Annotated in this window: 22 protein-coding genes and 1 pseudogene; 19 read left to right on the forward strand and 4 right to left on the reverse strand. The window is 72.4% G+C overall.

The window, feature by feature from the left end; translation table 11 throughout:
• Window positions 1-180 precede the first annotated feature (180 nt).
• The 8 genes from ABT147_RS07865 (at window position 181) to ABT147_RS07900 (ending at window position 9,056) form a co-directional block, all read left to right on the forward strand.
• The gene (locus tag ABT147_RS07865) at window positions 181-1,302 is read left to right on the forward strand and encodes a nitronate monooxygenase (RefSeq protein WP_351403344.1); all 1,122 of its coding nucleotides are present in this window, start codon (window positions 181-183) and stop codon (window positions 1,300-1,302) included.
• Window positions 1,299-2,048 (forward strand): 16S rRNA (uracil(1498)-N(3))-methyltransferase, encoded by a 750-nt coding sequence (locus ABT147_RS07870; protein WP_351403345.1) that lies wholly within the window; start codon window positions 1,299-1,301, stop codon window positions 2,046-2,048. The genes ABT147_RS07865 and ABT147_RS07870 overlap by 4 nt, the downstream gene beginning before the upstream one ends.
• 43 nt (window positions 2,049-2,091) lie before the next feature.
• The gene (locus ABT147_RS07875; protein ID WP_351403346.1) at window positions 2,092-2,484 is read left to right on the forward strand and encodes a VOC family protein; all 393 of its coding nucleotides are present in this window, start codon (window positions 2,092-2,094) and stop codon (window positions 2,482-2,484) included.
• 84 nt (window positions 2,485-2,568) lie between these two features.
• Window positions 2,569-3,159 (forward strand): hypothetical protein, encoded by a 591-nt coding sequence (locus ABT147_RS07880; protein WP_351403348.1) that lies wholly within the window; start codon window positions 2,569-2,571, stop codon window positions 3,157-3,159.
• Between the two features lie 87 nt (window positions 3,160-3,246).
• Window positions 3,247-6,495 carry a S41 family peptidase gene (locus ABT147_RS07885; protein WP_351403349.1) on the forward strand — a complete coding sequence of 1,083 codons (3,249 nt, stop codon included), beginning with the start codon at window positions 3,247-3,249 and terminating at the stop codon, window positions 6,493-6,495.
• 225 nt (window positions 6,496-6,720) lie between these two features.
• Window positions 6,721-7,074, forward strand: coding sequence for an HIT domain-containing protein (locus ABT147_RS07890; RefSeq protein WP_351403350.1), 354 nt, complete (start codon window positions 6,721-6,723; stop codon window positions 7,072-7,074).
• Window positions 7,075-7,080: 6 nt separating this feature from the next.
• A complete protein-coding gene (locus ABT147_RS07895; RefSeq protein ID WP_351403351.1) occupies window positions 7,081-7,989 on the forward strand; it encodes a ribonuclease Z in 909 nt (302 codons plus the stop codon).
• Between the two features lie 74 nt (window positions 7,990-8,063).
• A complete protein-coding gene (locus ABT147_RS07900; RefSeq protein ID WP_351403352.1) occupies window positions 8,064-9,056 on the forward strand; it encodes an adenosine deaminase in 993 nt (330 codons plus the stop codon).
• Between the two features lie 51 nt (window positions 9,057-9,107).
• On the opposite strand, the gene ABT147_RS07905 is transcribed toward ABT147_RS07900, so the two are convergent.
• The 3 genes from ABT147_RS07905 to ABT147_RS07915 form a co-directional block, all read right to left on the reverse strand.
• Complete coding sequence (locus ABT147_RS07905) at window positions 9,108-10,301, reverse strand: MFS transporter (RefSeq protein WP_351403354.1); 1,194 nt, start codon at window positions 10,299-10,301, stop codon at window positions 9,108-9,110.
• Between the two features lie 346 nt (window positions 10,302-10,647).
• The gene (locus tag ABT147_RS07910; protein WP_351403355.1) at window positions 10,648-11,757 is read right to left on the reverse strand and encodes a carbohydrate kinase family protein; all 1,110 of its coding nucleotides are present in this window, start codon (window positions 11,755-11,757) and stop codon (window positions 10,648-10,650) included.
• A 288-nt stretch (window positions 11,758-12,045) separates the two neighbouring features.
• On the reverse strand, window positions 12,046-13,374 hold the full coding sequence (locus ABT147_RS07915; protein WP_351403607.1) for a glucarate dehydratase family protein: 1,329 nt from the start codon (window positions 13,372-13,374) through the stop codon (window positions 12,046-12,048).
• 384 nt (window positions 13,375-13,758) lie between these two features.
• On the opposite strand from ABT147_RS07915, the gene ABT147_RS07920 reads away from it, so the two are divergent.
• The 10 genes and pseudogenes from ABT147_RS07920 (at window position 13,759) to ABT147_RS07965 (ending at window position 23,167) form a co-directional block, all read left to right on the forward strand.
• Window positions 13,759-14,829 (forward strand): PhoH family protein, encoded by a 1,071-nt coding sequence (locus ABT147_RS07920; RefSeq protein ID WP_351403356.1) that lies wholly within the window; start codon window positions 13,759-13,761, stop codon window positions 14,827-14,829.
• 13 nt (window positions 14,830-14,842) lie between these two features.
• Window positions 14,843-15,340, forward strand: a complete 498-nt coding sequence (gene ybeY, locus ABT147_RS07925; protein ID WP_184894224.1) for an rRNA maturation RNase YbeY — start codon at window positions 14,843-14,845, stop codon at window positions 15,338-15,340.
• Complete coding sequence (locus tag ABT147_RS07930; RefSeq protein ID WP_351403358.1) at window positions 15,337-16,644, forward strand: hemolysin family protein; 1,308 nt, start codon at window positions 15,337-15,339, stop codon at window positions 16,642-16,644. The genes ybeY and ABT147_RS07930 overlap by 4 nt, the downstream gene beginning before the upstream one ends.
• A 7-nt stretch (window positions 16,645-16,651) precedes the next feature.
• Window positions 16,652-17,011, forward strand: a complete 360-nt coding sequence (locus tag ABT147_RS07935) for an MmcQ/YjbR family DNA-binding protein (protein ID WP_351403359.1) — start codon at window positions 16,652-16,654, stop codon at window positions 17,009-17,011.
• Window positions 17,012-17,060: 49 nt separating this feature from the next.
• A complete protein-coding gene (locus ABT147_RS07940; RefSeq protein WP_351403360.1) occupies window positions 17,061-17,414 on the forward strand; it encodes a cytidine deaminase-like protein in 354 nt (117 codons plus the stop codon).
• Between the two features lie 183 nt (window positions 17,415-17,597).
• Window positions 17,598-19,238: a phosphoglucomutase (alpha-D-glucose-1,6-bisphosphate-dependent) gene (pgm, locus tag ABT147_RS07945; protein ID WP_351403361.1), complete on the forward strand. Its 1,641-nt coding sequence runs from the start codon at window positions 17,598-17,600 to the stop codon at window positions 19,236-19,238.
• Between the two features lie 21 nt (window positions 19,239-19,259).
• Window positions 19,260-19,823: a hypothetical protein gene (locus ABT147_RS07950; protein WP_351403362.1), complete on the forward strand. Its 564-nt coding sequence runs from the start codon at window positions 19,260-19,262 to the stop codon at window positions 19,821-19,823.
• A 61-nt stretch (window positions 19,824-19,884) separates the two neighbouring features.
• A pseudogene (locus ABT147_RS07955) lies at window positions 19,885-20,202 on the forward strand (STAS domain-containing protein); the annotation flags it as partial.
• Between the two features lie 153 nt (window positions 20,203-20,355).
• Window positions 20,356-20,682: an STAS domain-containing protein gene (locus tag ABT147_RS07960; RefSeq protein WP_351403608.1), complete on the forward strand. Its 327-nt coding sequence runs from the start codon at window positions 20,356-20,358 to the stop codon at window positions 20,680-20,682.
• Window positions 20,675-23,167: a tetratricopeptide repeat protein gene (locus ABT147_RS07965; RefSeq protein WP_351403363.1), complete on the forward strand. Its 2,493-nt coding sequence runs from the start codon at window positions 20,675-20,677 to the stop codon at window positions 23,165-23,167. The genes ABT147_RS07960 and ABT147_RS07965 overlap by 8 nt, the downstream gene beginning before the upstream one ends.
• A 172-nt stretch (window positions 23,168-23,339) precedes the next feature.
• Here the strand turns inward: ABT147_RS07965 and ABT147_RS07970 are convergent, their stop codons facing one another.
• Window positions 23,340-24,908, reverse strand: coding sequence for an oxidoreductase (locus tag ABT147_RS07970; protein ID WP_351403365.1), 1,569 nt, complete (start codon window positions 24,906-24,908; stop codon window positions 23,340-23,342).
• 427 nt (window positions 24,909-25,335) lie between these two features.
• On the opposite strand from ABT147_RS07970, the gene ABT147_RS07975 reads away from it, so the two are divergent.
• Window positions 25,336-25,812: a hypothetical protein gene (locus ABT147_RS07975; RefSeq protein WP_351403366.1), complete on the forward strand. Its 477-nt coding sequence runs from the start codon at window positions 25,336-25,338 to the stop codon at window positions 25,810-25,812.
• Window positions 25,813-25,830: the final 18 nt, after the last annotated feature.

Below are 25,830 nucleotides of genomic sequence, written 5' to 3' on the forward strand. Positions count from 1 at the left end.
TCGCGCAGTTCCCCGCGCCCCTGAGAAGCACGGGCTGCGCCCTGTGCTTCTCAGGCCCGCAGGGGCCTGAATCTTCAGGGGCGCGGGGAACTGCGCGAGCAACCCCGACGCACCCGCACCCGACGAGCAACCGTCCGTCCCCGATTCGGCGAAGCCCGGACCGCATGGCAACATGCCGTCATGTCCTCCGCGCTGACCGATCTCGTCCCGCTCCCGATCGTGCAGGCCCCGATGGCGGGCGGTGTGTCCGTGCCGCGGTTGGCCGCCGCCGTGTCCGAGGCGGGTGGGCTGGGGTTTCTCGCCGCCGGGTACAAGACCGCCGACGGGATGTACCAGGAGATCAAGGCGCTCAGGGGCCTGACCTCCCGCCCCTTCGGCGTGAACCTGTTCATGCCGCAGCCCGAGTATGCCGAGCCCGCCGCCGTGGAGGTGTACGCGGAGCAGCTCGCCGGTGAGGCCACCTGGTACGACGCCGAGCTGGGCGACCCGGACAGCGGACGCGACGACGGCTACGAGGCCAAGCTCGCGGTGCTGCTCGACAACCCCGTGCCGGTGGTGTCGTTCCACTTCGGCTGCCCGACCCCCGAGGTCGTCGACGCCCTCGCCCGCAAGGGCACGCTCACCCTGGTCACCGCGACCTCGGCGGAGGAGGCCCAGGCCGTCGAGCGGTCCGGGGCCCACGCCGTGATCGTGCAGGGCGTCGAGGCGGGCGGCCACCAGGGCACCCACCGGGACGACCCCGAGCGGGACTGCGCCGGCATCGGCCTGCTGTCGCTCGTCGCCCAGGTCCGCGAGGCCGTGGCACTGCCGATGGTCGCGGCCGGCGGCATCATGCGCGGCGGCCAGATCGCCGCCCTCCTCACGGCGGGCGTCAGCGCCGCCCAGCTCGGCACGGCGTTCCTCGCCACCGCCGAGTCCGGCGCGCACGCCGTGCACAAGCGGGCGCTGACCGACCCCCTCTTCGTCCGTACGGAACTGACCCGCGCCTTCTCCGGGCGCCCGGCCCGAGGCCTGCTCAACCGCTTCATGCGCGAACACGGCCCGTACGCGCCCGTCGCCTACCCCGAGGTCCACCACCTCACCTCACCGCTGCGCAAGGCCGCCGCCAAGGCCCAGGACGCGCAGGGCATGGCGCTGTGGGCCGGGCAGGGGCACCGCATGGCCCGGGGGCTGTCGGCCGGGGAGCTGGTCGAGGCGCTGGCCGCCGAGATCGCCGCGGCGCAGGCCGCGCAGGCCTCCGCCCAGGTCGGCAGCGGTCAGGGCGGTCAGGGCGGCGGCCAGGCAGGGAGCGAGGGGCGATGACCGCACCCGTGTTCGTGGTGGACTCGCTGGACCTGCCGGACGGCTGCGGCGGCGAGTTGGTCCTCGACGGGCCCGAAGGGCGGCACGCCGTCTCCGTGAAGCGGCTGCGGGCCGGTGAGGACGTCGTCCTCACGGACGGACGCGGACGCTGGGCGGAGGGGATCGTCAAGGCCGCCGAGGGCAAGGACCGGCTCGTGGTCATGGACCTGGAGACCGTGCACGAGGAGGCCCCCGCCGAGCCCCGGATCACCGTCGTCCAGGCGCTGCCCAAGGGCGACCGGGGCGAAGTGGCCGTGGAGACCATGACCGAGGTCGGGGTCGATGTGATCGTGCCCTGGGCCGCCTCCCGCTGCATCACCCAGTGGAAGGGCGACCGGGGGCTGAAGGCCCTCGCCAAGTGGCGGTCCACCGCGCGGGAGGCGGGCAAGCAGTCCCGCCGGGTGCGGTTCCCCGAGATCGCGGACGTGGCCACCGGCAAGCAGGTCGCGGCGCTGCTGGCGAAGGCCGACTTCGCCGCCGTCCTGCACGAGAGCGGCGACGAGACCCTGGCCACGGCCGAACTGCCGGCGACCGGGGAGATCGTGCTCGTCGTGGGGCCCGAGGGGGGTGTGTCGCCGGAGGAGCTGGCGCTCTTCGGCGAGGCGGGCGCGGGGGCGTATCGACTCGGGCCCAGTGTGCTGCGTACGTCGACCGCCGGGACGGCGGCCGGGGCGCTGCTGCTGGGCCGAACCGGACGCTGGTCCTGACCGCCCCGGTCACGGCCCGCCTCCCCGACCCCCTGGGAGCATCGTGGAACTCGCCCAAGTAAGGCTGCTCGTCTCCGACTTCGCCGCCTGCTACCACTTCTACGCCGATGTGCTCGGGCTGAAACCGCAGTCCGGGGCGGTCGAGGGGCCGTACGAGAAGTTCAGTCCGGCGGTCGGGGCCGCGGGGATCGCGCTGCAGGACCGGGCGATGATGGCCGAGGTGCTCGGCGAGCTGGCCGACGCGGCGAACGGGCACCGGTCACTGGTCGTGCTCCGGGTCGACGACCTGGACGACCACTGCCGACGGATCGTGGAACGCGGCGCCACGCTCCTCCACGGGCCCGCACGTATGACCGACCGGATGCGCGCGGCCCATCTCAAGGACCCCGAGGGGAACTTGGTGGAGCTGCAGGAATGGCTGCTGCTGAGCGGCTGACGTCTCCGCCCTCGCCCGCTTCTCCCGGCAGCATGGCCGCATGCGGTCTTCCGTGGCGCGGCGGGCGGTGGCAGGCTGCCGTGCATGGGCGCATGGAGGCGTATCAGGGCGTACCGGACAGGTGGGCGTCGGCTCCTGCTGGGAGTCGGGCTCGGGGTCGGCGCCGTCGTGAGCCTGGTGGCCTGTGAGGGCGGCGGGCTCAACACCGGCGCGGTCGCGTTCACCACGGACCAGCTGGCCACCAAAGAGCTGGAGCGGGAGGGCCTCGACGTCCAGTGGCTCAACTGCACGGCGTCGTACGACGGCGACGGCGAGGGTGACAAGCAGGCCGGCGACAAGCAGGCCGGTGACAAGAAGTCCGCGTCGCCTTCCGCGTCCGTCAATACCGTCGCGAAGGTCGACTGCACCGGTGAGGACAAGGAAGGCCGGGACATCACCGTCACCGGGAAGGTGACCAAAGAGGTCAACGGCAGGTGCGTACGCGGTGATCTGACCGCGAAGGTCGACGGCAAGGAGTGGTTCCACGTCGAGGGGCTGGGCAACTGCGACGCCCCCGACCAGACCCCGGGCGCCGGACAGCCCGATCCTGGTCGGCCGGGGCCCGAGGTGACGGTCACCGTCACGCAGACCATCTGGTGCCAGAAGGACCCGGCGTGCGTGCCCGAGGGCAAGTGAGGCCCGGCCCGGGGCAAGTGGCGCCCGGCGCGAGGGACATGATCCAAACCCCTCCCCATCAGAGCGAACGCTGCTTACAGTGACCGGGTGACTCAGCTCGCGTATTTCCGGTATCCGCACCTGCACGGCGACCTGGTCGCCTTCACCGCCGAGGACGACGTGTGGGTCGCGCCTCTGGACGGCGGCCGTGCCTGGCGGGTCAGCGCGGACAACGTGCCCGTGAACCATCCGCGGATCTCCCCGGACGGCACCACCGTCGCGTGGACCTCCACGCGGGACGGCGCGCCCGAGGTGCATGTCGCGCCCCTCGACGGCGGTTCGGCCAAGCGCCTGACGTACTGGGGGAGTTGGCGCACCCAGGTGCGCGGCTGGACACCCGACGGCCAGGTCCTCGCGCTCAGCACCCACGGTCAGGCCAGCCTCCGGCGCAGCTGGGCGCGCGCCGTCCCGCTCGACGGCGGCCCGGCCACCACCCTCCCGTACGGGCCGGTCGGCGATGTCGCCCACGGCCCCGCCACCGTGCTGCTGTCCGCGCCGATGGGCCGCGAGGCCGCCTGGTGGAAGCGCTACCGGGGCGGCACGGCGGGCAAGCTGTGGATCGACCGCGCGGGTGAGAACGGCGAGGGCGCCGGTGAATTCACGCGGCTGCACGCCGACCTGGACGGAAACATCGAGTACCCGCTGTGGGTCGGCGACCGGGTCGCGTTCCTGTCCGACCACGAGGGCGTCGGGGCCCTGTACTCCTCCCTCGCCGACGGCTCCGACCTCCGCCGCCACACCCCCGGTGGGGGCACCTCCCGCTCGAGCGAAGCCGAGAGCGGGGGAGGTTTCTACGCCCGGCACGCGGCCACCGACGGCACCCGCGTCGTGTACGCGTCCGCCGGTGAGCTGTGGCTGCTGGACGACCTGGACGGGGCCGAGCCGCGCAGGCTCGACATCCGGCTGGGCGGGCAGCGCGTCGACCTCCAGCCGTTCCCGGCGAGCGCCTCCCGCTGGTTCGGCGCCGCCTCGCCCGACCACACGGCCCGGGGCAGCGCGATCTCCGTGCGCGGCTCCGTCCACTGGATCACCCACCGCTCCGGCCCCGCCCGCGCCCTCGCCGCCGAACAGGGCGTACGGGCCCGGATGCCGCGCACCTTCCGGGTGGACGGCGAGGAGTGGGTGGTGTGGGTGACGGACGCGGAGGGCGACGACGCGCTGGAGTTCGCCCCGTCGACCGGCGTCGGACCGGGCGCCACCCCGCGCCGCCTCGCCGCCGGACAGCTGGGCCGTGTCCTCGGTCTCGCCGTGGCGCCCGACTGCAGCCGGGTCGCCGTCGCCGCGCACGACGGCCGGGTCCTCCTCGTCGAACGGGAGACCGGAGAGGTCCGGGAGGTCGACCGCAGCGAGGACGGCGAGGTGTCCGGGCTGGTCTTCTCGCCCGACTCCGCCTGGCTCGCCTGGTCGCACCCCGGCCCGCGCCCGCTGCGTCAGCTCAAGCTCGCCAACACGGCCGACCTGTCCGTCACCGAGGCGACCCCACTGCGCTTCCAGGACTTCTCGCCGACGTTCACCCTCGACGGCAAGCACCTCGCCTTCCTCTCCGCGCGCGCCTTCGACCCGGTCTACGACGAACACGTCTTCGACCTGCACTTCGTCAGCGGCGCCCGCCCGCACCTCATCACGCTCGCCGCGACCACCCCGTCCCCCTTCGGGCCCCAGCGCCACGGCCGCCCGTTCGACGCACCCGACAAGGACGAGACCCCGGACAGCGAGGGCGCCCCCGCGACCCGGATCGACCTCGAAGGGCTCGCCGACCGGATCGTCCCCTTCCCGGTCGAGGCCGCCCGCTACTCCACGCTCCGCGCCGCCAAGGACGGGGTGCTGTGGCTGCGCCACCCCGTCACCGGCGTCCTCGGCCACTCCCGGGCCACTCCCGACGACCCGGACCCGAAGTCCTCGCTGGAGCGGTACGACCTCGCCCAGCGGCGCCTGGAGTACCTCGCCTCCGACGCCGACCACTTCTCCGTCAGCGGCGACGGCAAGCGGGTCCTGCTGTGGACCGACGGCAAGCTCAAGGTCGTCCCCAGCGACCGGCGCGCCTCGAACGACGACGAGAGCGACAGCAACATCACGGTCGACCTCTCGCGCGTACGACGGACCGTCGACCCGGCCGCCGAATGGCGCCAGATGTTCGACGAGACCGGCCGGCTGATGCGGGACAACTTCTGGCGCCCCGACCTGGGCGGCGTGGACTGGGACGGCGTCCTGGCCCGCTACCGCCCGGTCCTGGAACGGGTCGCCACCCACGACGACCTCGTCGACCTCCTCTGGGAGGTCCAGGGCGAGTTGGGGACCTCGCACGCGTACGTCACCCCGCGCGGCCGGGGCGGCTCAGGCGACCGGCGGCAGGGGCTGCTCGGGGCGGACGTCTCCCGCCACGAGGACGGGACCTGGCGCATCGACCGGGTGCTGCCGTCGGAGACCTCCGACCCCGACGCGCACGCGCCGCTCGCCGCGCCCGGGGTGGCCGTGCGGGCCGGGGACACGATCGTCGCCGTGGGCGGGCAGCCGGTCGATCCGGTGGTCGGACCCGGGCCGCTGCTCGTCGGGACGGCAGGCAAGGCGGTCGAGCTGACCGTGCAGCCGTCCGGCGGCGGGGATCTCCGGCATCCCGTCGTGGTGCCCATCTCCGACGAGGAGCCGTTGCGGTACCACGCGTGGGTCGCGGACCGGCGGGCCTACGTCCACGAGAAGTCCGGTGGCCGGCTCGGGTACCTGCACGTGCCCGACATGGTCGGCTCCGGCTGGGCCCAGCTCCACCGTGATCTGCGGATCGAGGTCGCGCGGGAGGGACTGGTCGTGGACGTCCGGGAGAACCGGGGCGGGCACACCTCCCAGCTCGTCGTGGAGAAGCTGGCGCGGCGGATCGTCGGGTGGGACCTGCCGCGCGGGATGCGGCCGACCAGCTATCCCGACGACGCGCCCCGGGGGCCCGTCGTCGCCGTCGCCAACGAGTTCTCCGGGTCCGACGGGGACATCGTCAACGCGGCGGTCAAGGCGCTCGGGATCGGGCCGGTGGTGGGGACGCGGACGTGGGGCGGTGTCGTGGGGATCGACAGCCGGTACCGGCTGGTCGACGGGACGCTCGTGACCCAGCCGAAGTACGCCTTCTGGTTGGAGGGGTACGGGTGGGGGGTCGAGAACCACGGGGTCGATCCCGATGTGGAGGTCGTGCAGGCGCCGCAGGACTACGCGGCGGGGCGTGATCCGCAGTTGGACGAGGCGATCCGGATCGCGTTGGAGGGGCTGGAGTCGACACCGGCGAAGACGGCGCCTTCGCTGCCGGAGTCGTAGTGAGGGGTGGCTCGTTCGTCTGCGGCTGAGTGGGGGCTGGTCGCGCAGTTCCCCGCGCCCCTGAGAAGCCGGGGCTGCTGCGCCCCGTGCTTTCAGGCCCGCAGGGGCCTGAATCTTCAGGGGCGCGGGGAACTGCGCGACCAGCCCCCACCGGACCCGCACCCGACGACGCGCCCTGGCGATAGCATGCCCGGGTAGCGATCACCGGTGGCTGGGAGGCGACATATGGCTGGGGAGCCGCAGGACGACTGTCTGTTCTGCAAGATCGCGGCGGGTCATGTGCCCGCGACGATCGTGCGGGAGACGGAGACGACCGTCGCGTTCAGGGACATCAACCCACAGGCACCGACCCACGTCCTGGTCATTCCGAAGGCGCACTACCCGGACGCCGCGACCCTCGCCACCGCCGCCCCGGCGCTCGCCGCGGACGTCCTGCGCGAGACCCAGGCCGTGGCCGACGAGGACAAGCTGGAGAGCTACCGCATCGTCTTCAACACCGGTGCCGGCGCCGGCCAGACCGTGTTCCACGCGCACGCCCACGTCGTCGGCGGCCGTGGCCTGCAATGGCCCCCCGGGTGACGAGCCGTGTCCGTACGTGAACTGGTGGTCCTCGGCACCGCCAGCCAGGTCCCGACCCGGCACCGCAACCACAACGGCTACCTCCTCCGCTGGGACGCGGAGGGGCTGCTCTTCGACCCCGGTGAGGGCACCCAGCGTCAGATGCTGCGCGCCGGGGTCGCCGCGCACGACCTGAACCGCATATGTGTCACCCACTTCCACGGGGATCACTCGCTGGGGCTGGCCGGTGTCATCCAGCGGATCAATCTCGACCGGGTCCCGCACGACGTCACGGCGCATTACCCGCGCTCCGGGCAGCGGTTCTTCGACCGGCTGCGGTACGCCACCGCGTACCGGGAGACGGTCCCGCTGATCGAGGCGCCGGTCGAGGGGGAGGGCGGGGTGCTGGCCACCACCCCCGGCTACACGCTCGACGCGCGCAGGCTCTCGCACCCCGTCGAGTCGTACGGCTACCGGCTCGTCGAGCCCGACGGGCGCCGCATGCTGCCCGAGCGGCTCGCCGAGCACGGGATCAAGGGGCCGGACATCGGGCGGCTGCAGAGGGAAGGCGCGATCGGGAACGTCTCCCTCGACGACGTGAGCGAGGTGCGGCGCGGACAGCGGTTCGCGTTCATCATGGACACCCGGCTGTGCGACGGCGTCCATGCCCTCGCCGAGGCCGCCGACATGCTCGTCATCGAGTCCACGTTCCTGGACGAGGACATCCAACTCGCCGTCGATCATGGACACTTGACGGCCGGTCAGGCTGCCTCGGTCGCCCGCGACCGCGGCGTACGGCATCTGGTGCTCACCCACTTCAGCCAGCGCTACTCCGAGCCCGCGGAGTTCGAACGGCAGGCGCGGGCCGCCGGGTTCGAGGGGGAGCTGACCGTGGCGCACGACCTGATGCGGGTGGCGCTGCCGAAACGGCGGTAGGCAGCAGGCCGCAGGTGGCAGGTGCCAGAGCGAGCGTTTTCGAAACGGCAACAGCGCGGCCGTACGATGCTTTGATGTCCCTCCCCAAAGCTGAACTGCACCTGCACATCGAAGGCACCCTGGAGCCGGAGCTGGCGTTCGCGCTGGCCGCCCGGAACGGGGTCGCGTTGCCGTACGCGGACACGGATGCGCTCCGCAAGGCGTACGAGTTCGAGGATCTGCAGTCCTTTCTGAACCTGTACTACGAGCTGATGGCCGTGCTCCGCACCGAGCAGGACTTCGCGGACCTCGCCGACGCCTATCTCGCCCGCGCCGCCGCCCAGGGCGTACGGCACGCGGAGATCTTCTTCGACCCGCAGGCCCACATCGCGCGGGGCGTGGGGATGGGGACGGTCGTGGAGGGGCTGTGGCGGGCGCTGGGGAGGAGTGAGGAGACGCATGGGGTCTCGACTCAGCTGATCATGTGCTTCCTGCGCGACCAGTCCGCCGCGTCCGCCCTCGACACCCTGGAGGCCGCGAAGCCGTATCTCGACCGGATCGTCGGGATCGGGCTGGACTCCGCCGAGGTCGGGCATCCGCCGGTCAAGTTCCGTGAGGTGTACGAGGCCGCCGCCGCGCTCGGCCTGCGGCGCGTGGCGCACGCGGGGGAGGAGGGGCCGCCGGAGTACATCACCGAGGCCCTCGACATCCTCGGCGTCGAGCGCGTCGATCACGGGCTGCGCTGCATGGAGGACCCGGCCCTCGTCGAGCGGCTGGTGCGGGACCGGATCCCGCTGACGCTCTGCCCGCTGTCGAACGTCCGGCTGCGGACCGTCGACACCCTCGCCGACCACCCGCTGCCCGCGATGCTCGACGCGGGCCTGCTCTGCACGGTCAACTCCGACGACCCGGCCTACTTCGGCGGGTACGCCGGCGACAACTTCGACGCCGTACGGCGCACGCTCGGCCTGACCGAGGACCGGCTGCGCGATCTGGCCCGCAACTCCTTCACCGCGTCCTTCCTGGAGCACGACGAGGAGCGGCGGGCCCGGTATCTCGCCGAGGTGGACGCGTACGACTTCGGCTGATCGACCGGGTGACCGCGCGACCGCGTGACCGGGTGACCAGGTGACGGGGCCTCAGGCCGCCGGGCGGTATTCGGGCCGCTCGGCGGTCGTCTGCTCCTGGTAGCGGGCGTGTTCCGTGGTGGGGGCGGCCGTGCGCAGGGCCACCCAGGTCATGGGGGTCGCGATGAGGAGGAGGCCCACGGCCAGGATCGCGCCCATCACCGGGTAGCCGGCGTGGGCGGAGAGCAGACTGCCGACGAGGGGGCCGGCGGCCGTGCCGAGCGAGGACGCGGAGCCGATGAGGACCGCCCAGCGGCCACGCGGGTCGAGGGAGGCGGCGAGACCGATGAGATACGACAGGACGACCGGGTAGAGCGTGTTCCAGGCGATCTCGCCCGTCGCGAAGGTCGTCAGGTCGGTCGCGGTGGCGGTGAGCGCGATACAGCCGGCGATGAGCGCCGTGCCGGCGCCGATGGGGAGCGCGCGGCCGAACCGCGCGCCCAGCGCACTCGCCCCGATGACCCCGAGCAGGCCCGCGCCGAGCGCCGTCGCGAAGACCGCGCCGACGGTGACCTCCGAGAGCCCGGCCTGGGTGGTGCCGATCCGGCCGCTGACACCCCAGAGGGAGTTCTGCGCCAGGGACCACAGCAGGAGCGTGACGGCGAGGGTGAGGCCGTGCCGGAGGTGGGGCAGCGGGCCCCGTTCCCGGGTGACCTGGGCGGTGGCCACCGGGGCTGCGAGCCGGGTGGTCGCCGGGAGGGTGAGCAGGGCCGTGAGGGCGAGGGCGGCCAGCGGGAGGCCGTGGCCGGGGCCCAGCTGGGGGATCGTCAGATACAGCGCGCCGGCCAGCGCCGAGACGCTCAGCAGGCCCTGCGTCGACACCCGGTGCGGGTCGCGCCGCCCGGCGATCCCGGTCGCGGCCACGGCGGTGGCCGTACCGGAGCCGAAGCCGCCGAGGACCGCGCCCACGACCACGGCGGGGAGGGCGGTGGTGAGCGCGGCGGTGCCGTAGCCGGCGGCGGCGAGCAGCAGGCCGGTGCGGGCGAGGCGGCGGGGGCCGAGGCGTTCCACGTGCGCGGCGAGCGTGAAGCCGGCCGTGGCCGAGCCCAGCAGCAGGGCGCTGCCGACGGCGCCGGCCTCGGTGGTGGTGAGGGGGAGGGACGCGTCGAGTCTGCCGACCGTGGTGGGCAGGAGGTACGCGGCGAGATACCCGGCCGTGAAAAGGGCGACGAGGGGCCAGGGCGGGGTGGTGGTGCGGGGGGACACGGGCGTTCCTGGACGTGCGAAGGTGCGGCTCAATGAGGGGGGTTGGGCGGCTGGCTGTCGACGGACAGGGACGCGCGGAGAATTTGTATCACGTCGCGTTTGGGGTGGGGATTGCTGGGTAGCGGAGAGGGCTTTGGGGGTGCTGGGTGGGGCGTTTTCGGGTGCGGGTGGGTGGGGCTTCTCGCGCAGTTCCCCGCGCCCCTAAAGATTCAGGCCCCTGCGGGCCTGAAAAGGGCGGGGCGCAGCCCCGGCTTTTCAGGGGCGCGGGGAACTGCGCGATCAGCCCCCACGCACCCGCACTCGCCCTACTGCCCGCAGCCCCGAGCTATGAGGCGCCGGGCGGCCGTCAGGCGGAGCGGCGGAACCCGATCGTCGGGACCGCCCGCCGCAGCGGCCACGGGCTGACGTGGTCCTTGGGGAGGAGGTCCTCCAGGAAGGCGTACCGGCGCAGCGCGGCGGGGTCCTGGCGGTCCAGCGACCGCACCCGCCGCCACCACGCGGCGATCTCGGCCCACCCGGGCGCGGACAGCGACCCCCCGAACTCCTGCACGGACAGCGCCGCGGTCAGCCCCGCGAAGGCCAGCCGGTCCTCCAGCGGCCAGTCCGCCAGCGTGCCGGTGACGAATCCGGCCACGAACACATCGCCCGCGCCCGTGGGGTCCATGGCCTCCACGGCGATGGCCGGCACCTCCGCCGTCTCACCGGTCCGCCCGTCCACGGCGTACGCGCCGTCCGCGCCCAGCGTCACCACGGCCACCGGGACATGGTCGGTCAGGGCACGGGCGGCGGCCCGCGGGCACTCGGTGCCGGTGTACCGCATCGCCTCCTGCGCGTTCGGCAGGAACGCCTCGCAGTGGGCGAGATCGGCGAGCCCCGCCAGATCCCAGGCGCCGGTCTCGTCCCAGCCGACGTCGGCGAAGATCCGGGTGCCCTCGCTCGCGGCCCGGGCGATCCAGGGGGCGCGTACGCCGGGCGTGAGGGAGGCGACGGCGGCGCGTGCGGGGGGCGGGCACTCCGGCTCGGACTGCTCCGGGGGCGCCGCGTGGCCGTGCGAGACCATCGTGCGCTCGCCCTCGTACGCCATGGAGACCGTGACCGGGGAGTGCCAGCCGAGGACCGTGCGGGAGGTGGAGAGGTCGATGCCCTCGCCCTGCTCCAGGGCGTCCCAGCAGTACTCGCCGTAGTGGTCGTCGCCGAAGGCCGCCGCGAGGGAGGTCTTCAGGCCGAGGCGGGCCAGGGCCGTCGCCATGTTCGCCACACCGCCGGGGCTCGATCCCATCCCGCGTGCCCAGGACTCGGTCCCGCGCACCGGGGCGGAGTCGAGGCCGGTGAAGATGATGTCGAGGAAGACGGTGCCTGTCAGATACACGTCCCAGGGCGGGTCGTCCGGTGCGCGCAGGGCCCTCAGCGGGTCGACCTGGGGCCGGTGCGGACGCTCTCCCTTGAACGCGGTCACGATGTGCTCCCTGGCGTGGTGCGGATTTAGCCAGTCTGCACCAAACGCTCCGCTGAGGGGGGCGGGGCGTGCTGTTGCCAGGTCTTCGGCCCCGTGCCTCGCCCTCCAGCTCGGTCCCTGAGGGATTCTGGCGGGCGCGGGTGCGTGGGGGTTGCTCACGCAGTTCCCCGCGCCCCTGAAAAGCGGGGGCTGCGCCCCCTGCTTTTCAGGCCAGCAGGGGCCTGAAGCTCTTAGGGGCGCGGGGAACTGCGCGAGAAGCCCCACCGGGCCGCGGACGGAGAACCGGGGTCACCAGCGCGGTACGGCCGGTGTCGTCCAGTCCGGCTGAGCCACCCGCATCGCCGCCGCGTCGTCACGTTCCCGCAGGGACCCGTCGTCGGACAGCCACCGCTGATGCAGGGACTCCAGCCGGACCCGGTCGAGTTCGACGCCGAGCCCCGGCGCGTCGGACACCCGTACCGCCCCGTTCTCGAACGTGAGCCGGGAGGTGAGGACGTCCTCCGACTGCCAGGGGTAGTGGGAGTCGCAGGCGTGGTGCAGACCGGGCACCGTGGACGCCACATGGGTCATCGCGGCGAGGCTGATCCCCAGGTGGGTGTTGGAGTGCATGGACACCCCGACCCCGAAGGTCCGGCAGATCGCGGCCAGTTCACGCGTGTTGCGCAGCCCGCCCCAGTAGTGGTGGTCGGACAGGACGACCTGCACGGCCCCCTTCCGGAACGCCTCCTCGATCTCCGCGAAGGTCGTCACACACATGTTGGTGGCGAGCGGCACGGACGTCCCCGCCGCGACCTCGGCCATCGCGGGCGTCCCGAGCGCCGGGTCCTCCAGATACTCGAGCACGTCGGCCAACTCGTCCGCGACCTTCAGTGAAGTCCCCACGGACCAGGCCCCGTTGGGGTCGAGCCGCAGCGGATGCCCGGGGAACGCCTCGGCCAGCGCACGGACCGCGGCGACCTCCTCCTCCGGCGGGAAGACACCCCCCTTGAGCTTGAACGACGTGAACCCGTACCGCTCCTTGAACTTCCGGGCCTGCGCCACGACCCCGGCCGGATCAAGAGCCGCACCCCAGTCGTCCTTCTCGCTCGCGACGCCCTCGGGATGGTCCGCCCACTTGTAGAAGAGGTACGCGCTGTACTCCACGGTGTCCCGCACCTTGCCGCCGAGCAGCGCGTGCACGGGCAGCCCCAGCGCCTTGCCGAGGGCGTCTAGACAGGCGACCTCGAACCCCGACACCACCGACAGCCGCAGCTTGTCGGCGGTCTGCACGCCGCGCAGCCCGCCCACGTCCACCTGCCCGGAGACCCGCGACCCGTCGACCGCCACCTCGTCGGCGAGGACGGACAGGCCGTTCAGATCGCTGACCTGACGCCCCACCAGCTTCTCCGCGAACGGCCGGGCCAGCTCCAGGTACTTGGTGTCGCCGTACGTCTCACCGACCCCCGTGATCCCGTCGCCGGTCACCACCTCCACGATGAGCCGCGGGGTGTACGGCTGGTGCACACCCTGCGTGTTCAGCAGCGGCGGGTCGGCGACCAGGATCGGGGTCAGCCGGACCTCGGTGATGGTCAGGTCGCGGGTCGCGGTCACGGGTCGGCTCCTACGGTCGGGGACCATCTGCATCTTCTGTTTCTATCTTCATTCGTCTACATATGGAGATGGAGGTTAGGTACGCGAACAGCGGGCGTCAATAGGTCCCGGCCCCGCCCCGCTCACGCTCGGCACGGACACGCGTACGCGCCGTACGGCCCGGCCGGCGATGAAAAGCACGGGGCGCGGCCCCGGCTTCTCAGGGGCGCGGGGCTGTGTCGACATGCGGCTCCGCCGCGTGGGCGCGACCAGCCATGAACGACCCGCAGCCCGCTGACCGACAGCCGGCCCCGAGCTCCCCCGGTAAAAGCCCTACGGCACTGTCAGTCCCCCGTCGTACTCTTGAATCACAAGCGCAGGCCACCGCCTGCGACTCGCTTCAAGGAGGACGTGCGGCCCCAGAGCCGGCCCATGACTCAGACACCCACAGCTCACACCCCCGCGCAGGGCAAGGCGAGAGCACAGTTCACCGTCCCCGCGGCGCACCCCATGGTCACCGTGCTGGGTTCCGGCGACTCCCTCCTGCGCGTGATCGAGAAGGCCTTCCCGGCGGTCGACATCCATGTCCGGGGCAATGAGATCAGCGCGGTCGGCGACGCCCCCGAAGTCGCTCTCGTCCAGCGCCTGTTCGACGAGATGATGCTGGTGCTCCGCACCGGACAGCCGATGACGGAGGATGCGGTGGAACGCTCGATCGCGATGCTGAGGGCGAGCGAGAACGGGAAGAGCGACGGCCAGGAGACCCCGGCCGAGGTGCTGACACAGAACATCCTGTCCTCGCGTGGCCGCACGATCCGCCCCAAGACGCTCAACCAGAAGCGGTACGTCGACGCCATCGACAAGCACACCATCGTCTTCGGCATCGGCCCGGCCGGCACCGGCAAGACCTACCTGGCCATGGCCAAGGCCGTCCAGGCCCTCCAGTCCAAGCAGGTCAACCGCATCATCCTGACCCGCCCCGCCGTCGAGGCCGGAGAGCGCCTGGGCTTCCTGCCCGGCACCCTCTACGAGAAGATCGACCCCTATCTGCGTCCGCTGTACGACGCGCTGCACGACATGCTCGACCCCGACTCGATCCCCAGGCTGATGGCCGCCGGGACCATCGAGGTCGCGCCCCTGGCGTACATGCGCGGCCGTACGCTCAACGACGCCTTCATCATCCTCGACGAGGCCCAGAACACCTCGCCCGAGCAGATGAAGATGTTCCTCACCCGCCTCGGCTTCGAATCGAAGATCGTGATCACGGGCGATGTGACCCAGGTCGACCTGCCGAACGGCACGAAGTCCGGTCTGCGCCAGGTCCAGGACATCCTGGAGGGCCTGGACGACGTGCACTTCTCCCGGCTGTCGTCGCAGGATGTCGTACGGCACAAGCTCGTCGGCCGTATCGTCGACGCGTACGAGAAGTACGACACCACGCACGGCACGGAGAACGGCTCGCACAAGGGCGGCCGGGGCAAGGCCGGGCCCAAGGGGAAGTAGCAAGCACCGCACCATGTCGATCGACGTCAACAACGAGTCCGGAACCGAGGTCGACGAGCAGGCGATCCTCGACATCGCCCGCTACGCACTGACGCGGATGCGTATCCACCCCCTCTCCGAGCTGTCGGTGATCGTGGTGGACGCCGACGCCATGGAGCAGCTGCACATCCAGTGGATGGACCTCCCCGGTCCGACCGATGTCATGTCGTTCCCGATGGACGAGCTGCGTCCGCCGTCGAAGGACGACGACGAGCCGCCGCAGGGTCTGCTCGGCGACATCGTGCTCTGCCCCGAGGTCGCCGAGAAGCAGGGCAAGGAAGCCGACACGCAGCACTCCATGGACGAGGAACTCCAGCTCCTCACCGTCCACGGAGTGCTGCACCTCCTCGGCTACGACCACGAGGAGCCCGACGAGAAGGCCGAGATGTTCGGCCTGCAGGCCGCCATCGTGGACGGCTGGCGCGCGGAGAAGGGCCTCACCGGCCCCTCCCCGGCACCGACCGTGTCATGAGCGCGACCCTCATCGGCGGTGCCGTCGCCCTGGTCGTCGTCGCCTGGCTCGCCGCCTGCGCGGAGGCGGGCCTCGCGCGCGTCTCCAGCTTCCGCGCCGAGGAGGCCGTACGGTCCGGGCGGCGCGGCAGCGCGGGCCTCGCGCAGATCTCGGCCGACCCGACCCGCTATCTGAACGTCGCGCTCCTTGTGCGCGTGGCCTGCGAGATGGCCGCCGCCGCGCTCGTCACGTACGCCTGTCTGCAGCAGTTCGACGCGACCTGGGAGGCGCTGGTCGTCGCCATCGGGGTGATGGTCCTCGTGTCGTACGTGGCCGTCGGTGTCTCCCCCCGCACCATCGGCCGCCAGCACCCCCTGAACACGGCCACGGCCGCGGCGTACGTCCTGCTGCCGCTCGCCCGGATCATGGGCCCGATCCCGAACCTGCTCATCCTGATCGGTAACGCGCTGACGCCCGGCAAGGGCTTCCGGCGCGGCCCGTTCGCCTCCGAGGCCGAGCTGCGCGCGCTGGTCGACCTCGCCGAGAAGGAGTCCCTGATCGAGGCCGAGGAGCGCCGTATGGTGCACTCGGTGTTCGAGCTGGGCGACACCCTCGTCCGCGAGGTGATGGTCCCGCGCACCGACCTGGTCGCCATCGAGCGGTACAAGACCATCCGCCAGGCCCTCACCCTCGCCCTGCGGTCCGGTTTCTCGCGGATGCCGGTCACCGGCGAGAACGAGGACGACATCGTCGGGATCGTCTATCTGAAGGACCTGGCCCGCAAGACGCACATCAGCCGGGACGCCGAGAGCGAACTGGTGTCCACGGCCATGCGCCCCGCCGTCTTCGTCCCCGACACCAAGAACGCCGGTGACCTGCTGCGCGAGATGCAGCAGGAGCGCAACCACGTCGCCGTCGTCATCGACGAGTACGGCGGCACCGCCGGCATCGTCACCATCGAGGACATCCTGGAGGAGATCGTCGGCGAGATCACCGACGAGTACGACCGGGAGCTGCCGCCGGTGGAGGACCTGGGCGACGACCGCTACCGGGTCACCGCCCGCCTCGACATCACCGACCTCGGTGAGCTGTACGGGCTCGACGCCTACGACGACGAGGACGTGGAGACCGTGGGCGGTCTCCTCGCCAAGGCCCTGGGCCGGGTCCCCATCGCCGGCGCCTCCTCGGTCGTCGCCCTGCCCGACGAGCGCGAACTGCGCCTCACGGCGGAGGCCGCGGCCGGCCGTCGGAACAAGATCATCACGGTGCTCGTGGAGCCGGTCGGCCCCGCCGGGTCGCCGGAGGAGGAGGCGAAGCCGGAGTGAAGTCCCGATGACCCCACAGGAGTTGCGCGCCTTCTGCCTCTCCTTCAACGAGGCCGTCGAGGACTTCCCCTTCCGCCCCGAGATCTCCGTCTTCAAGGTCCTCGGCAAGATGTTCGCCCTGAGCTGGATCGACGAGCGGCCCCTGAAGGTCAACCTCAAGTGCGACCCCGAGGACGCGATCCGGCTCCGCGGCGAACACCCCGGCCTGATCACCCCCGGCTATCACATGAACAAACGCCACTGGAACACGGTGACCCTCGACGGCGACCTCCCGGACCGGCTGGCCCGGGAGCTGATCGAGGACTCGTACGACCTGGTCGTGGCGGGCCTGCCGCGCGCGGAGCGGCTCCGCCTCGACCGGCCGTGAGCCCACCCCGTGGCAGGGCGGGCCGACCCGCTCTCCGTATGCTCGGCTCATGACCGACAGCAGCGCGCTCGACCCCGAGGACCGCAAGATCGTCACCCTGGCCCGTTCCGCGCGGGCCCGTAACGGGGTGCCCGAGGGGGCCGCCGTACGTGACGAGACCGGCCGTACGTATGTCGCCGGGACCGTGGCCCTGGACTCCCTGCGGCTCAGCGCGCTGCGCACGGCCGTCGCCATGGCCGTGGCCTCCGGCGCCAAGTCCCTGGAGGCGGCGGCCGTGGTCACCGACTCCGACACCGTCTCCGACGAGGACCGGGCCGCCGTACGGGACCTCGGCGGGCCGGAGACGCCGGTGCTGCTGGCGGGGCCGGACGGGGCGGTACGGGCGACGGTGACGGCGGGCTGAGGGCGAGGGCGGGGCGAAGCTGACGTCGGGCCGCGGGTGACGGTGGGCCGCGGCTGCCGGTGGGATCGCCATCGCCGCACCGTCAGCGCCGAATGCCCTTCCGCGATGGGCGCGGCCGTGGTGGGCCGGGCAGGGGAGAATGAGGGCCGTACCCAACGTCGACCTTTGCGGAGGAGCGGGGAAATGCGGAACGCGCGAGCGGGGCAGGTCGCCGGGCCCGAGGACCTCATCGATGTGGCCCGCCTGGTCACCGCGTACTACGCGCTGCACCCCGATCCGGCCGAACCGGGGCAGCGGGTGGCGTTCGGCACCTCGGGGCACCGCGGTTCGTCCGTGGCGGCGGCGTTCAACGAGGACCACATCGCGGCCACCAGTCAGGCCATCTGCGAGTACCGCGCCGCCCAGGGCACCGACGGCCCCCTCTTCCTCGGCGCCGACACCCACGCCCTGTCCGAGCCCGCCCGGATCACGGCACTGGAGGTGTTCGCCGCCAACGACGTGACCGTCCTCATCGACCTGGCCGACGGCTACACGCCCACCCCGGCCGTCTCGCATGCCATCCTCACCCACAACCGGAACCGCGCGTCCGGTCTCGCCGACGGCGTGGTGGTCACCCCCTCGCACAACCCGCCCGCCGACGGCGGCTTCAAGTACAACCCGCCGAGCGGCGGCCCCGCCGGTTCCGAGGCGACCTCCTGGATCCAGGACCGCGCCAACGAGATCATCACCGGCGGCCTGAAGGACGTACGCCGTATCCCCTACACCCGCGCCCTCGCCGCACCCGGCACCGGCCGCCACGACTTCCTCGGCGCCTATGCGGCCGACCTGCCGAACGTGCTGGACCTGGAGGCGATCCGGTCCGCCGAAGTGCGCATCGGCGCCGATCCGCTGGGCGGCGCCTCGGTCGCCTACTGGGGCCGGATCGCTGAACAGCACCGGCTCGACCTCACGGTGGTGAACCCGCTCACCGACCCCACCTGGCGCTTCATGACGCTCGACTGGGACGGCAAGATCCGTATGGACTGCTCCTCGCCGTACGCCATGGCCTCGCTCATCGAGCGGCGCGACCGGTTCGACATCGCCACCGGCAACGACGCCGACGCCGACCGGCACGGCATCGTCACACCGGACGGGGGCCTGATGAACCCCAACCACTACCTCGCCGTGGCGATCTCGTACCTGTTCTCCCACCGCGAGCAGTGGCCCGCGGGCGCCGGAATCGGCAAGACCCTGGTGTCGTCCAGCATGATCGACCGGGTCGCGGCGGACGTAGGCCGCCCGCTGGTCGAAGTCCCCGTCGGCTTCAAGTGGTTCGTGGACGGCCTCTCCGACGGCACGCTCGGCTTTGGCGGCGAAGAGTCGGCGGGCGCGTCCTTCCTGCGCCGCGACGGCTCGGTGTGGACCACCGACAAGGACGGCATCATCCTGGCCCTGCTCGCCTCCGAGATCACGGCGGTCACGGGCAGCACGCCGTCGCAGCACTACGCCAAGCTCACCGACCGCTTCGGCGCCCCCGCCTACGCGCGCGTCGACGCCCCGGCCTCCCGCGAGGAGAAGGCCCTGCTCGCCAAGTTGTCCCCGCGCCAGGTCACCGCCGACACCCTCGCCGGCGAGCCGGTCACCACGGTGCTCACCGAGGCCCCCGGCAACGGCGCCGCCCTCGGCGGCATCAAGGTCGCCACCGCCAACGCCTGGTTCGCGGCCCGCCCCTCGGGCACCGAGGACGTCTACAAGATCTACGGGGAGTCGTTCCTCGGCCCGGACCATCTCAGCCGGGTCCAGGAGGAGGCCAGGTCCGTGGTGCTCGCGGCGCTCGGCGCCTGACACGACGAGTAGGGGGCCGGGATGGACGACGCCGTGGTGACGGCGCTGATCGCCGCCGGGGCCGCGATCGGCGGCGGAGCACTCACGGGGGTGTTCACCCTCGCCTCCGCCAAACGCCAGGCCGCGGCCGCCTGGGCGGCGGGCGAGCGCCAGGCGACCGCCGCCTGGGAGGCCGGCCGGCAGCAGGCGGCCGCCGCCTGGGACGCCGGACAGCTCCAGGCCACGGCCCAGCTGGACGTCGCCCGCCGCACCCTCACCGAACAGACGCTGGCGAACCAGCGGGCGGTGCGGCGCGCGGCCTACGTCACGTATCTGAGCCGTACCGACAGCGCGCAACAGGCGCTCACCGCCTGGCAGAGCGCCCTCGGTACCACGGACGAGGCGCCGCGCCGACGGGAGTACGACACCGCCATGGGCGCGGTCGGGGAAGCGCTCAACGTCGTACGTCTGGAAGGGCCGGACCCCGTGGCAGCGGCGGCGGAGGCGCTGCGGAACTCACTCGACACGGCCGCTTCCGGAACCCAACAGTCCGTGGCACAGGCCGAGTTCCTGAGTGCGGCCCGCGCGGCGCTCACGCCTGTGTAGTCCGTGGCGGGCGGATAAGATCCGTGGTGCCCGAGATGAGGGGGGCCTGGTGCAGCTGAACGTGTCGTACGAGGACCGGCACGACGGCATCACTGTCGTGCGGGTGGAAAGCGCCTGCCAGGGCGACGCGCTCGACGTCGGTTCCGCATCGGAGTTGCGCACGGCGCTGTTGAAGCGGGTCGAGGAAGGGCGGCGGTCTCTTGTCGTCGACCTCAGCGCGATCGATGACGTCGACAGCGCGGGAGCGGGCGTGCTGGTCGAGGACCTGAAGTGGGTGTATTTCAAAGGGGGGAGGCTCTCCCTGGTCGTCACGAGCGATGGCTGGCACGCACTCTTGTCCAAGGCCGGCTTGTACAGGATCGTCCAAGCACACGACACCGTGTCGAGGGCGCTCAAGGGGGCCGCTTCGCCCAACTACGAACGGGGGAGTGAGGAGTGGGCCAGCCATTGGCGTGAAGGGGAGGAGCGCGCCGTCGCATCGGGCGGTCACACGTACGAACATCTTTCCGAGGACGTCACGTTGGTGAAGGTCATGGCCGGGCAGCCGTTCGGAGATCTGAACGTGTACACCGCGCCGTACCTCCGTAGCCTGTTCGTCGACCTGGTGAACCAGGGACGGTACTTCCTGGTCGTGGACTTGACGGATCTCGGGGGCCTCGACTCGACCGGGCTGGGTGTGTTCGTCGGTGGTCTGAAGAGGGTCCGCGGCCGCGATGGCTCGATGGTGCTGGTCGTGCCGTCCGAGCGGATCCTGAAAGCCTTCCGGATCACCGGGCTGACCAAGGCTTTTCCCCTCTTCGACACGGTGGACCCCGCCGTCGAGTTCATCGGCCGGGAGGTATCCACGGCACATGCCTGACGGTGAAGCGCGTCGGCGCACCGCCGCTCAATGGGACCCCGTACGCCTCGGAGTCCACCCCGCCCCCGGCCCGGACAGCACCCTCGACCTGCCGTTGACCGAGTACCTGCCCCGCCCGCACGACGAGACCCTGCGGCAGCGGCTGGCCCGTACCGCGGCCACGAACGACGCGGTGTTCGTCCTGTTGGTGGGCCGTTCCGCGAGTGGCAAGACCCGGGCCGTCTATGAGGCGGTGGCGGCCGTTCTGCCCGACTGGCCGGTGGTGCACCCGGCGGACGCGGACGAGCTGATCGCGGCGGACATCGGCGCCCGCACCGTGCTGTGGCTCGACGAGACGCAGCGCTATCTGAACGGGGTCTCGGGCGAGCGGGCCGCCAGGGCGTTGGGGCGGCTGCTGGACCAGGTGGCGCCGCTCGCGGTGGTCGGCACGATGTGGCCGGAGCATCTCAGGCGACTGACCGAGAGCCGACGGGACGGCGAGGACGAATCGCCGTACATCCGGGCGTTGTTGACGAGACGTCACGCCATGATCGCGGTGCCGGACACGCTGTCCGGTGACACCCCGGCCCTCGCCGCCGCGGCGGCCCGTGATCCGCGCCTCGCCGCCGCCGTACGGGCGGCAGGTCCCGGCCATCGCGTGCTGCAACACCTCACCGGGGGACCGGAGTTGGTGCGCCGCTGGGAGATGGGCCCGGACCAGTGGTTCACCGCTCCCGAGCACGCCGTGCTGACGGCGGCCGTCGAGGCACGCAGGCTCGGGCACGCCAGCGCCGTACCGGCGCGGCTGCTGATGGAGGCCGCGGCCGGGTTCATGGACTCCACCGCCCGTGCGACCGCGGGCAAGGAGTGGTTCCCGGCGGCCATCGGCGCGCTGACGACGGCCGTACGTCGCCACAGCCCGGCGCCGCTGATAGCGGAACGGCACGAGCCGGGTGTCGGCGACCCCGACAGCTACCGCCCGGACGACTACCTGGAGCAGCACATCCGCCGGGTCAGGGCGCACCGGGCGCCACCGGCCGAGTTCTGGACTGGCGCCTCCTGGGCCAGGACCGCCGACGACCTCTACGCCTTCGGGCGGGCCGCCGAACAGCGGCGCCGCTACGGCTGTGCCGCCGCGCTGTACGAGAAGGCCGTCCAGCAGGGCCACAGCCGGGCCCGGGCCGCCTGGGCGGTACTGCGGGAGACCACCGACGGCCGGGCCGCCGCCGAGGAGACGGCCGCGACGGACCCCGTCGCCTGGGCGGCCCTCGCCGTGTCGAGGGAGCGCGACGGCGACAGGACCGCCGCCTACGACGCGTACCGGCACGCGGCCCGGGCGGGCGATGTGTGGGCCTGGCCGGCGATGGCCCGGATCCGCGAGGAGGAGGGCGACCCGGCCGCCGCGGACGCCGTCGCCGCCCTGGCCGCGGCGGCGGGGCAGCCGCTCGCCTGGCGGACGCTCGGCCGGATGCGCGCGGTCCACGGCCCGGCGGCGGCCAAGGCGTTCGAGCAGGCGGTGGGCGTCGGTGACGGGTGGGGGCACGTCGGACTCGCGCAGGTCGCCGAACGCGCGGGCGACCTCCCCGAGGCGGTGGAGCACGCCACACGGGCGGCCGACGCGGGCGTCACGGCGGCCTGGGCGCGTCTGGTGGGGCTGCACCGGTCGCTCGGTGACCCTGCGTCAGCCGTGGCCGCGGCCACCGGGGGCGCGGACGCCGGAAACCCCGAAGGCTGGTCCCTCCTCGCTCAACTGCGCCATGCGGACGGCGACTTGCCGGGTGCCGCCGCGGCCCATCGAGAGGCCGCGGCCCTCGGCGTCGGCGCGGCTTGGCGCGAACTGGCCCTGCTCGCCGAGTCGGACGGCGACAGCGTCGCCGCCGAGGAGGCCGCCGCGCAGGCGGTGCGCACCGGCGACCCGGAGGCCTGGACCGCCCTGGCCGAGTCCCGCGAGGAACGCGGCGACGACACGGGCGCCGCACATGCCGCCGCGGAGGCGGCGCGCGCCGGCGATGTGGAGGCGTGGATCACGCTGGCGCGCGGCCGGGAACGCGCCGGGGACGCGGAGGGCGCGGAGCGCGCCGCCGACCTGGCCGCGGACCGGGGCTCCCCCGCAGCGTGGGCGGCGCTGTCCCGGATGCGGGAGCGGGCGGGGGACCGGGACGGATCCCGGCGGGCGGTGCTGCGGGCCGGCGCCCTCGGCGCCTCCGACGCCTGGACGGCACTGGGACGCGTGCGTGAGGAACTGGGCGACACCGCAGCCGCCGAACGCGCCTACGACCGCGGCTGCGAGGCCGGTGACACGGAGGCGTACGCCGCGCTCGGCGCCCTGTATCTGGAACAGGGACGGTCGGCCGAGGCCTGCGCCGCCTACCGGTCGGCCGTGGACGCGGGACTCCCCGACGCCTGGGAGGGCTTGCTGTCGGCGTTGGCGGCCCAGGCACCCCGCGCCACCTCGGCACGGACGGTGGACCGGCTGCGCACGACGGGACTGTCGGCGGGGGGGTGAGTGGAGGGCAGACGGAGGGGTGAGCTGAGGCCGGGTGACGTGCAGCGCAAGGGCGGGGGCGCTGCGGGCCCTCGCCGCCGCGGTACGTGAGGTGTCGGGCAGGTGCACGGCCCTCTCCCGAGCCGCATCGGAAGCGCTCGCCTGGTTCTTCCAGTTCCTTTTAGTTCTTCTTCTAGTTCTTCTGCAGGGTGCGGGTCACCCCCGCGATGACAGCCGTCGTCAGGATCCAGCCGACGGCGATCAGGGCGTAGGCCAGCCACTGGAGGGTGCCGTCCGACCAGTACCAGGCGGTGCGCTGGCCCAGGCCGCCGATCGGGATGAGCAGGTCGAGGGTGTAGACGAACGGCTGGAAGGGGGCGCCCTCGCCCCGCTTGACGGGAGTGGGGGACCCGGCGTCGAAGGCCGCCGTGCCCAGCAGGGTCAGGGCGAGGAGCCAGACACCGGCCAGCCAGGGGCGGTAGCCGTAGCCGACGGTGACGTCGAGGAGATGGCCCCAGACGCGGGCGGCCGGGGAGAGCGTGCGGCGCCGGTGGCGTTGCCGGGCGAGGAGCACACGGCGGGCGTCGTCGTCGTGACCGGCCTTGCGGTACCAGGCCGCCAGCTGTTCGTACGGTTGGGGGCTGTAGCCGGGGCTGCTGCGTATCCAGGCCACCCGGCGGGCCACGGACTCCCGGTCGCCCACGGCCTCGCGGCGCTCGCCGTTCGCCTCCGCCGTCTTGATGGAGCCGTAGACGAAGCCGTCCAGCTCCACCCGCTCCGGCCAGCTGTGCTCGTTCTCGTGGAGGTACGACACCTGGGCGGCCCGTAGGTCGACCGTGCCGGACGGCCGCCGGGCGAGGGTGAAGTCGAAGTCGGTGGCCTGTGCGAGCATGGCGACCAGGGCCGGGCCGTCGGCATTCTCGCCGTCGGGGGCTCCGTTCAGGACAGCGCCTTCGAAGGTCACGTTGTCCGTGATCCGGGCGCCGCGCAGCCGTACGGTGCCGTTCGCGGTGAATCCGCCGGAGAGGTTGAGTGTCTGGATCACGGAGTTGTCCAGGGCGAGGGCGACCCCGCGAGGGCTGGGACGGTCCAGCAACGCGCCCTGCATGAAGAGTCCGCCCGACAACTGCGCGCCCAGCAGCCGGACTTCTCCTCGGGCGACGAATCCGTGCCCGCAGTAGAGGCCTCCCTCCACGACCAGGCCTCCGGCGCGCACGGCCCAGCCGGTCGATGAGGAGATCTCGGCCCCGTTGAGGATCACGGCCCCGCTCACGTGGGTGTTGATGAGAGACAGAGGGACGGTGTGGCCGTGGAACGGTGACACGGCACCGCGTTCCACGAGGGATCCCCGCAGGTCGAGGAGCCCGTCGACACGGGCCGTCGTGGCCTCGACACCGGGCACCCGACAGCTCATGATCGCGACCGTTCGGGTCGACGCTCCGAAGAGGTCCACCCCTTCGTCCAGCCGGCACCCCTCCAGCCACAGCGGATGAGTGATCTCCGCCCCGGACAGATCGATGCGCCCGGTGATGCGCGCCCCGGCGAGCCTCAGACACGCGACCGCGCCCGGCCGCGCCGTGTTCGCGCCCAGCAGCAGCGCCACGATCACCGCCGCCCGCACAGTCCGCCCCGGCCCCCACTCCCCGCCCCCGGCGAACCGGTCCTCCTCCGCGACACCCGTCCGCAGATCCACCCGCCGCCCCTCCGGAAACGCGTCCCACAGTTCACGTTCCGGGGCCGTCAACTCGTCGTAGGTGAGCACCGGTACAGGGTAGTGATCTACGGCCACGAGGCATCGGCAGGCGCTCACGGCGTAGTGTTACGGCCGGTAACAGCCCTCCGAGCTGCACGAAAATCATGCGCGGACGAGTGGACACCCGGGCCGGGCTACCGGCGAAACCGCACGGCGCGGGACAGATCGGCGCACCGGCGCGACCTTGCCGGAGAGTCGGCCGGCGTCGTCGGCGATCGGCTTCGGCCACTTTCGCCGACCCTTGCCGCAACCCGCAGAACATCTCTTGCAATCTTGGCCCGCGCACGCCTCAATGGAGCCGTTCTCCTGGCGGACCGTCACATTCCGCCGCGCGGCCGCGCATTGCACCGCCCCCACATGGCAACGCCCGTACCGGGACGTACGGGGCGTCCCCAGGCCCCGTGCACCTCCCGTACCAGGGAAGGGAATTCGCTCGATGAAACGCATACGACTCGGAGTCGGCTCGGCGCTCGCGGCAGGGACGCTGGCCGTCACCGGCCTAGCGTTCGCCCCCACCGCCGCGGCCGTCACCCCGGCCACCGCGACGATCAACGCCACCTGCACCATCGGCGGTTCCGGCGTGGCCACGCTCACGGCCACCCAGACCGGCACCACCGCCACCGTCACCGTCTCCTCGGAGGAGATCACCGCCCCGCTCGCACTCGCCGAGGACTCGATCCAGTCCACGCTCACCCTCGTGAAGGCGAGCGGCGGTACGACCGTCTTCACCGGTACCGAGAACCCGGCGCTGGCCCTCGGTGACGGCGTCACCGTAGGCCCGCTCACCGGCACCGTCGCTCCCGGCGACAGCCTGGAGGCCTTCGGCGGCTCGCTGCAGATGGTGATCTTCGGCTTCCCGGTGACGTGCACCGCCGGCGAGGCACAGTCGCCGGGGCCGTTCGTCTTCGACTGACAGACCTGTTCGACGGCT

The organism is Streptomyces sp. NPDC001868, from assembly GCF_040297125.1.
GTDB lineage: Bacteria > Actinomycetota > Actinomycetes > Streptomycetales > Streptomycetaceae > Streptomyces.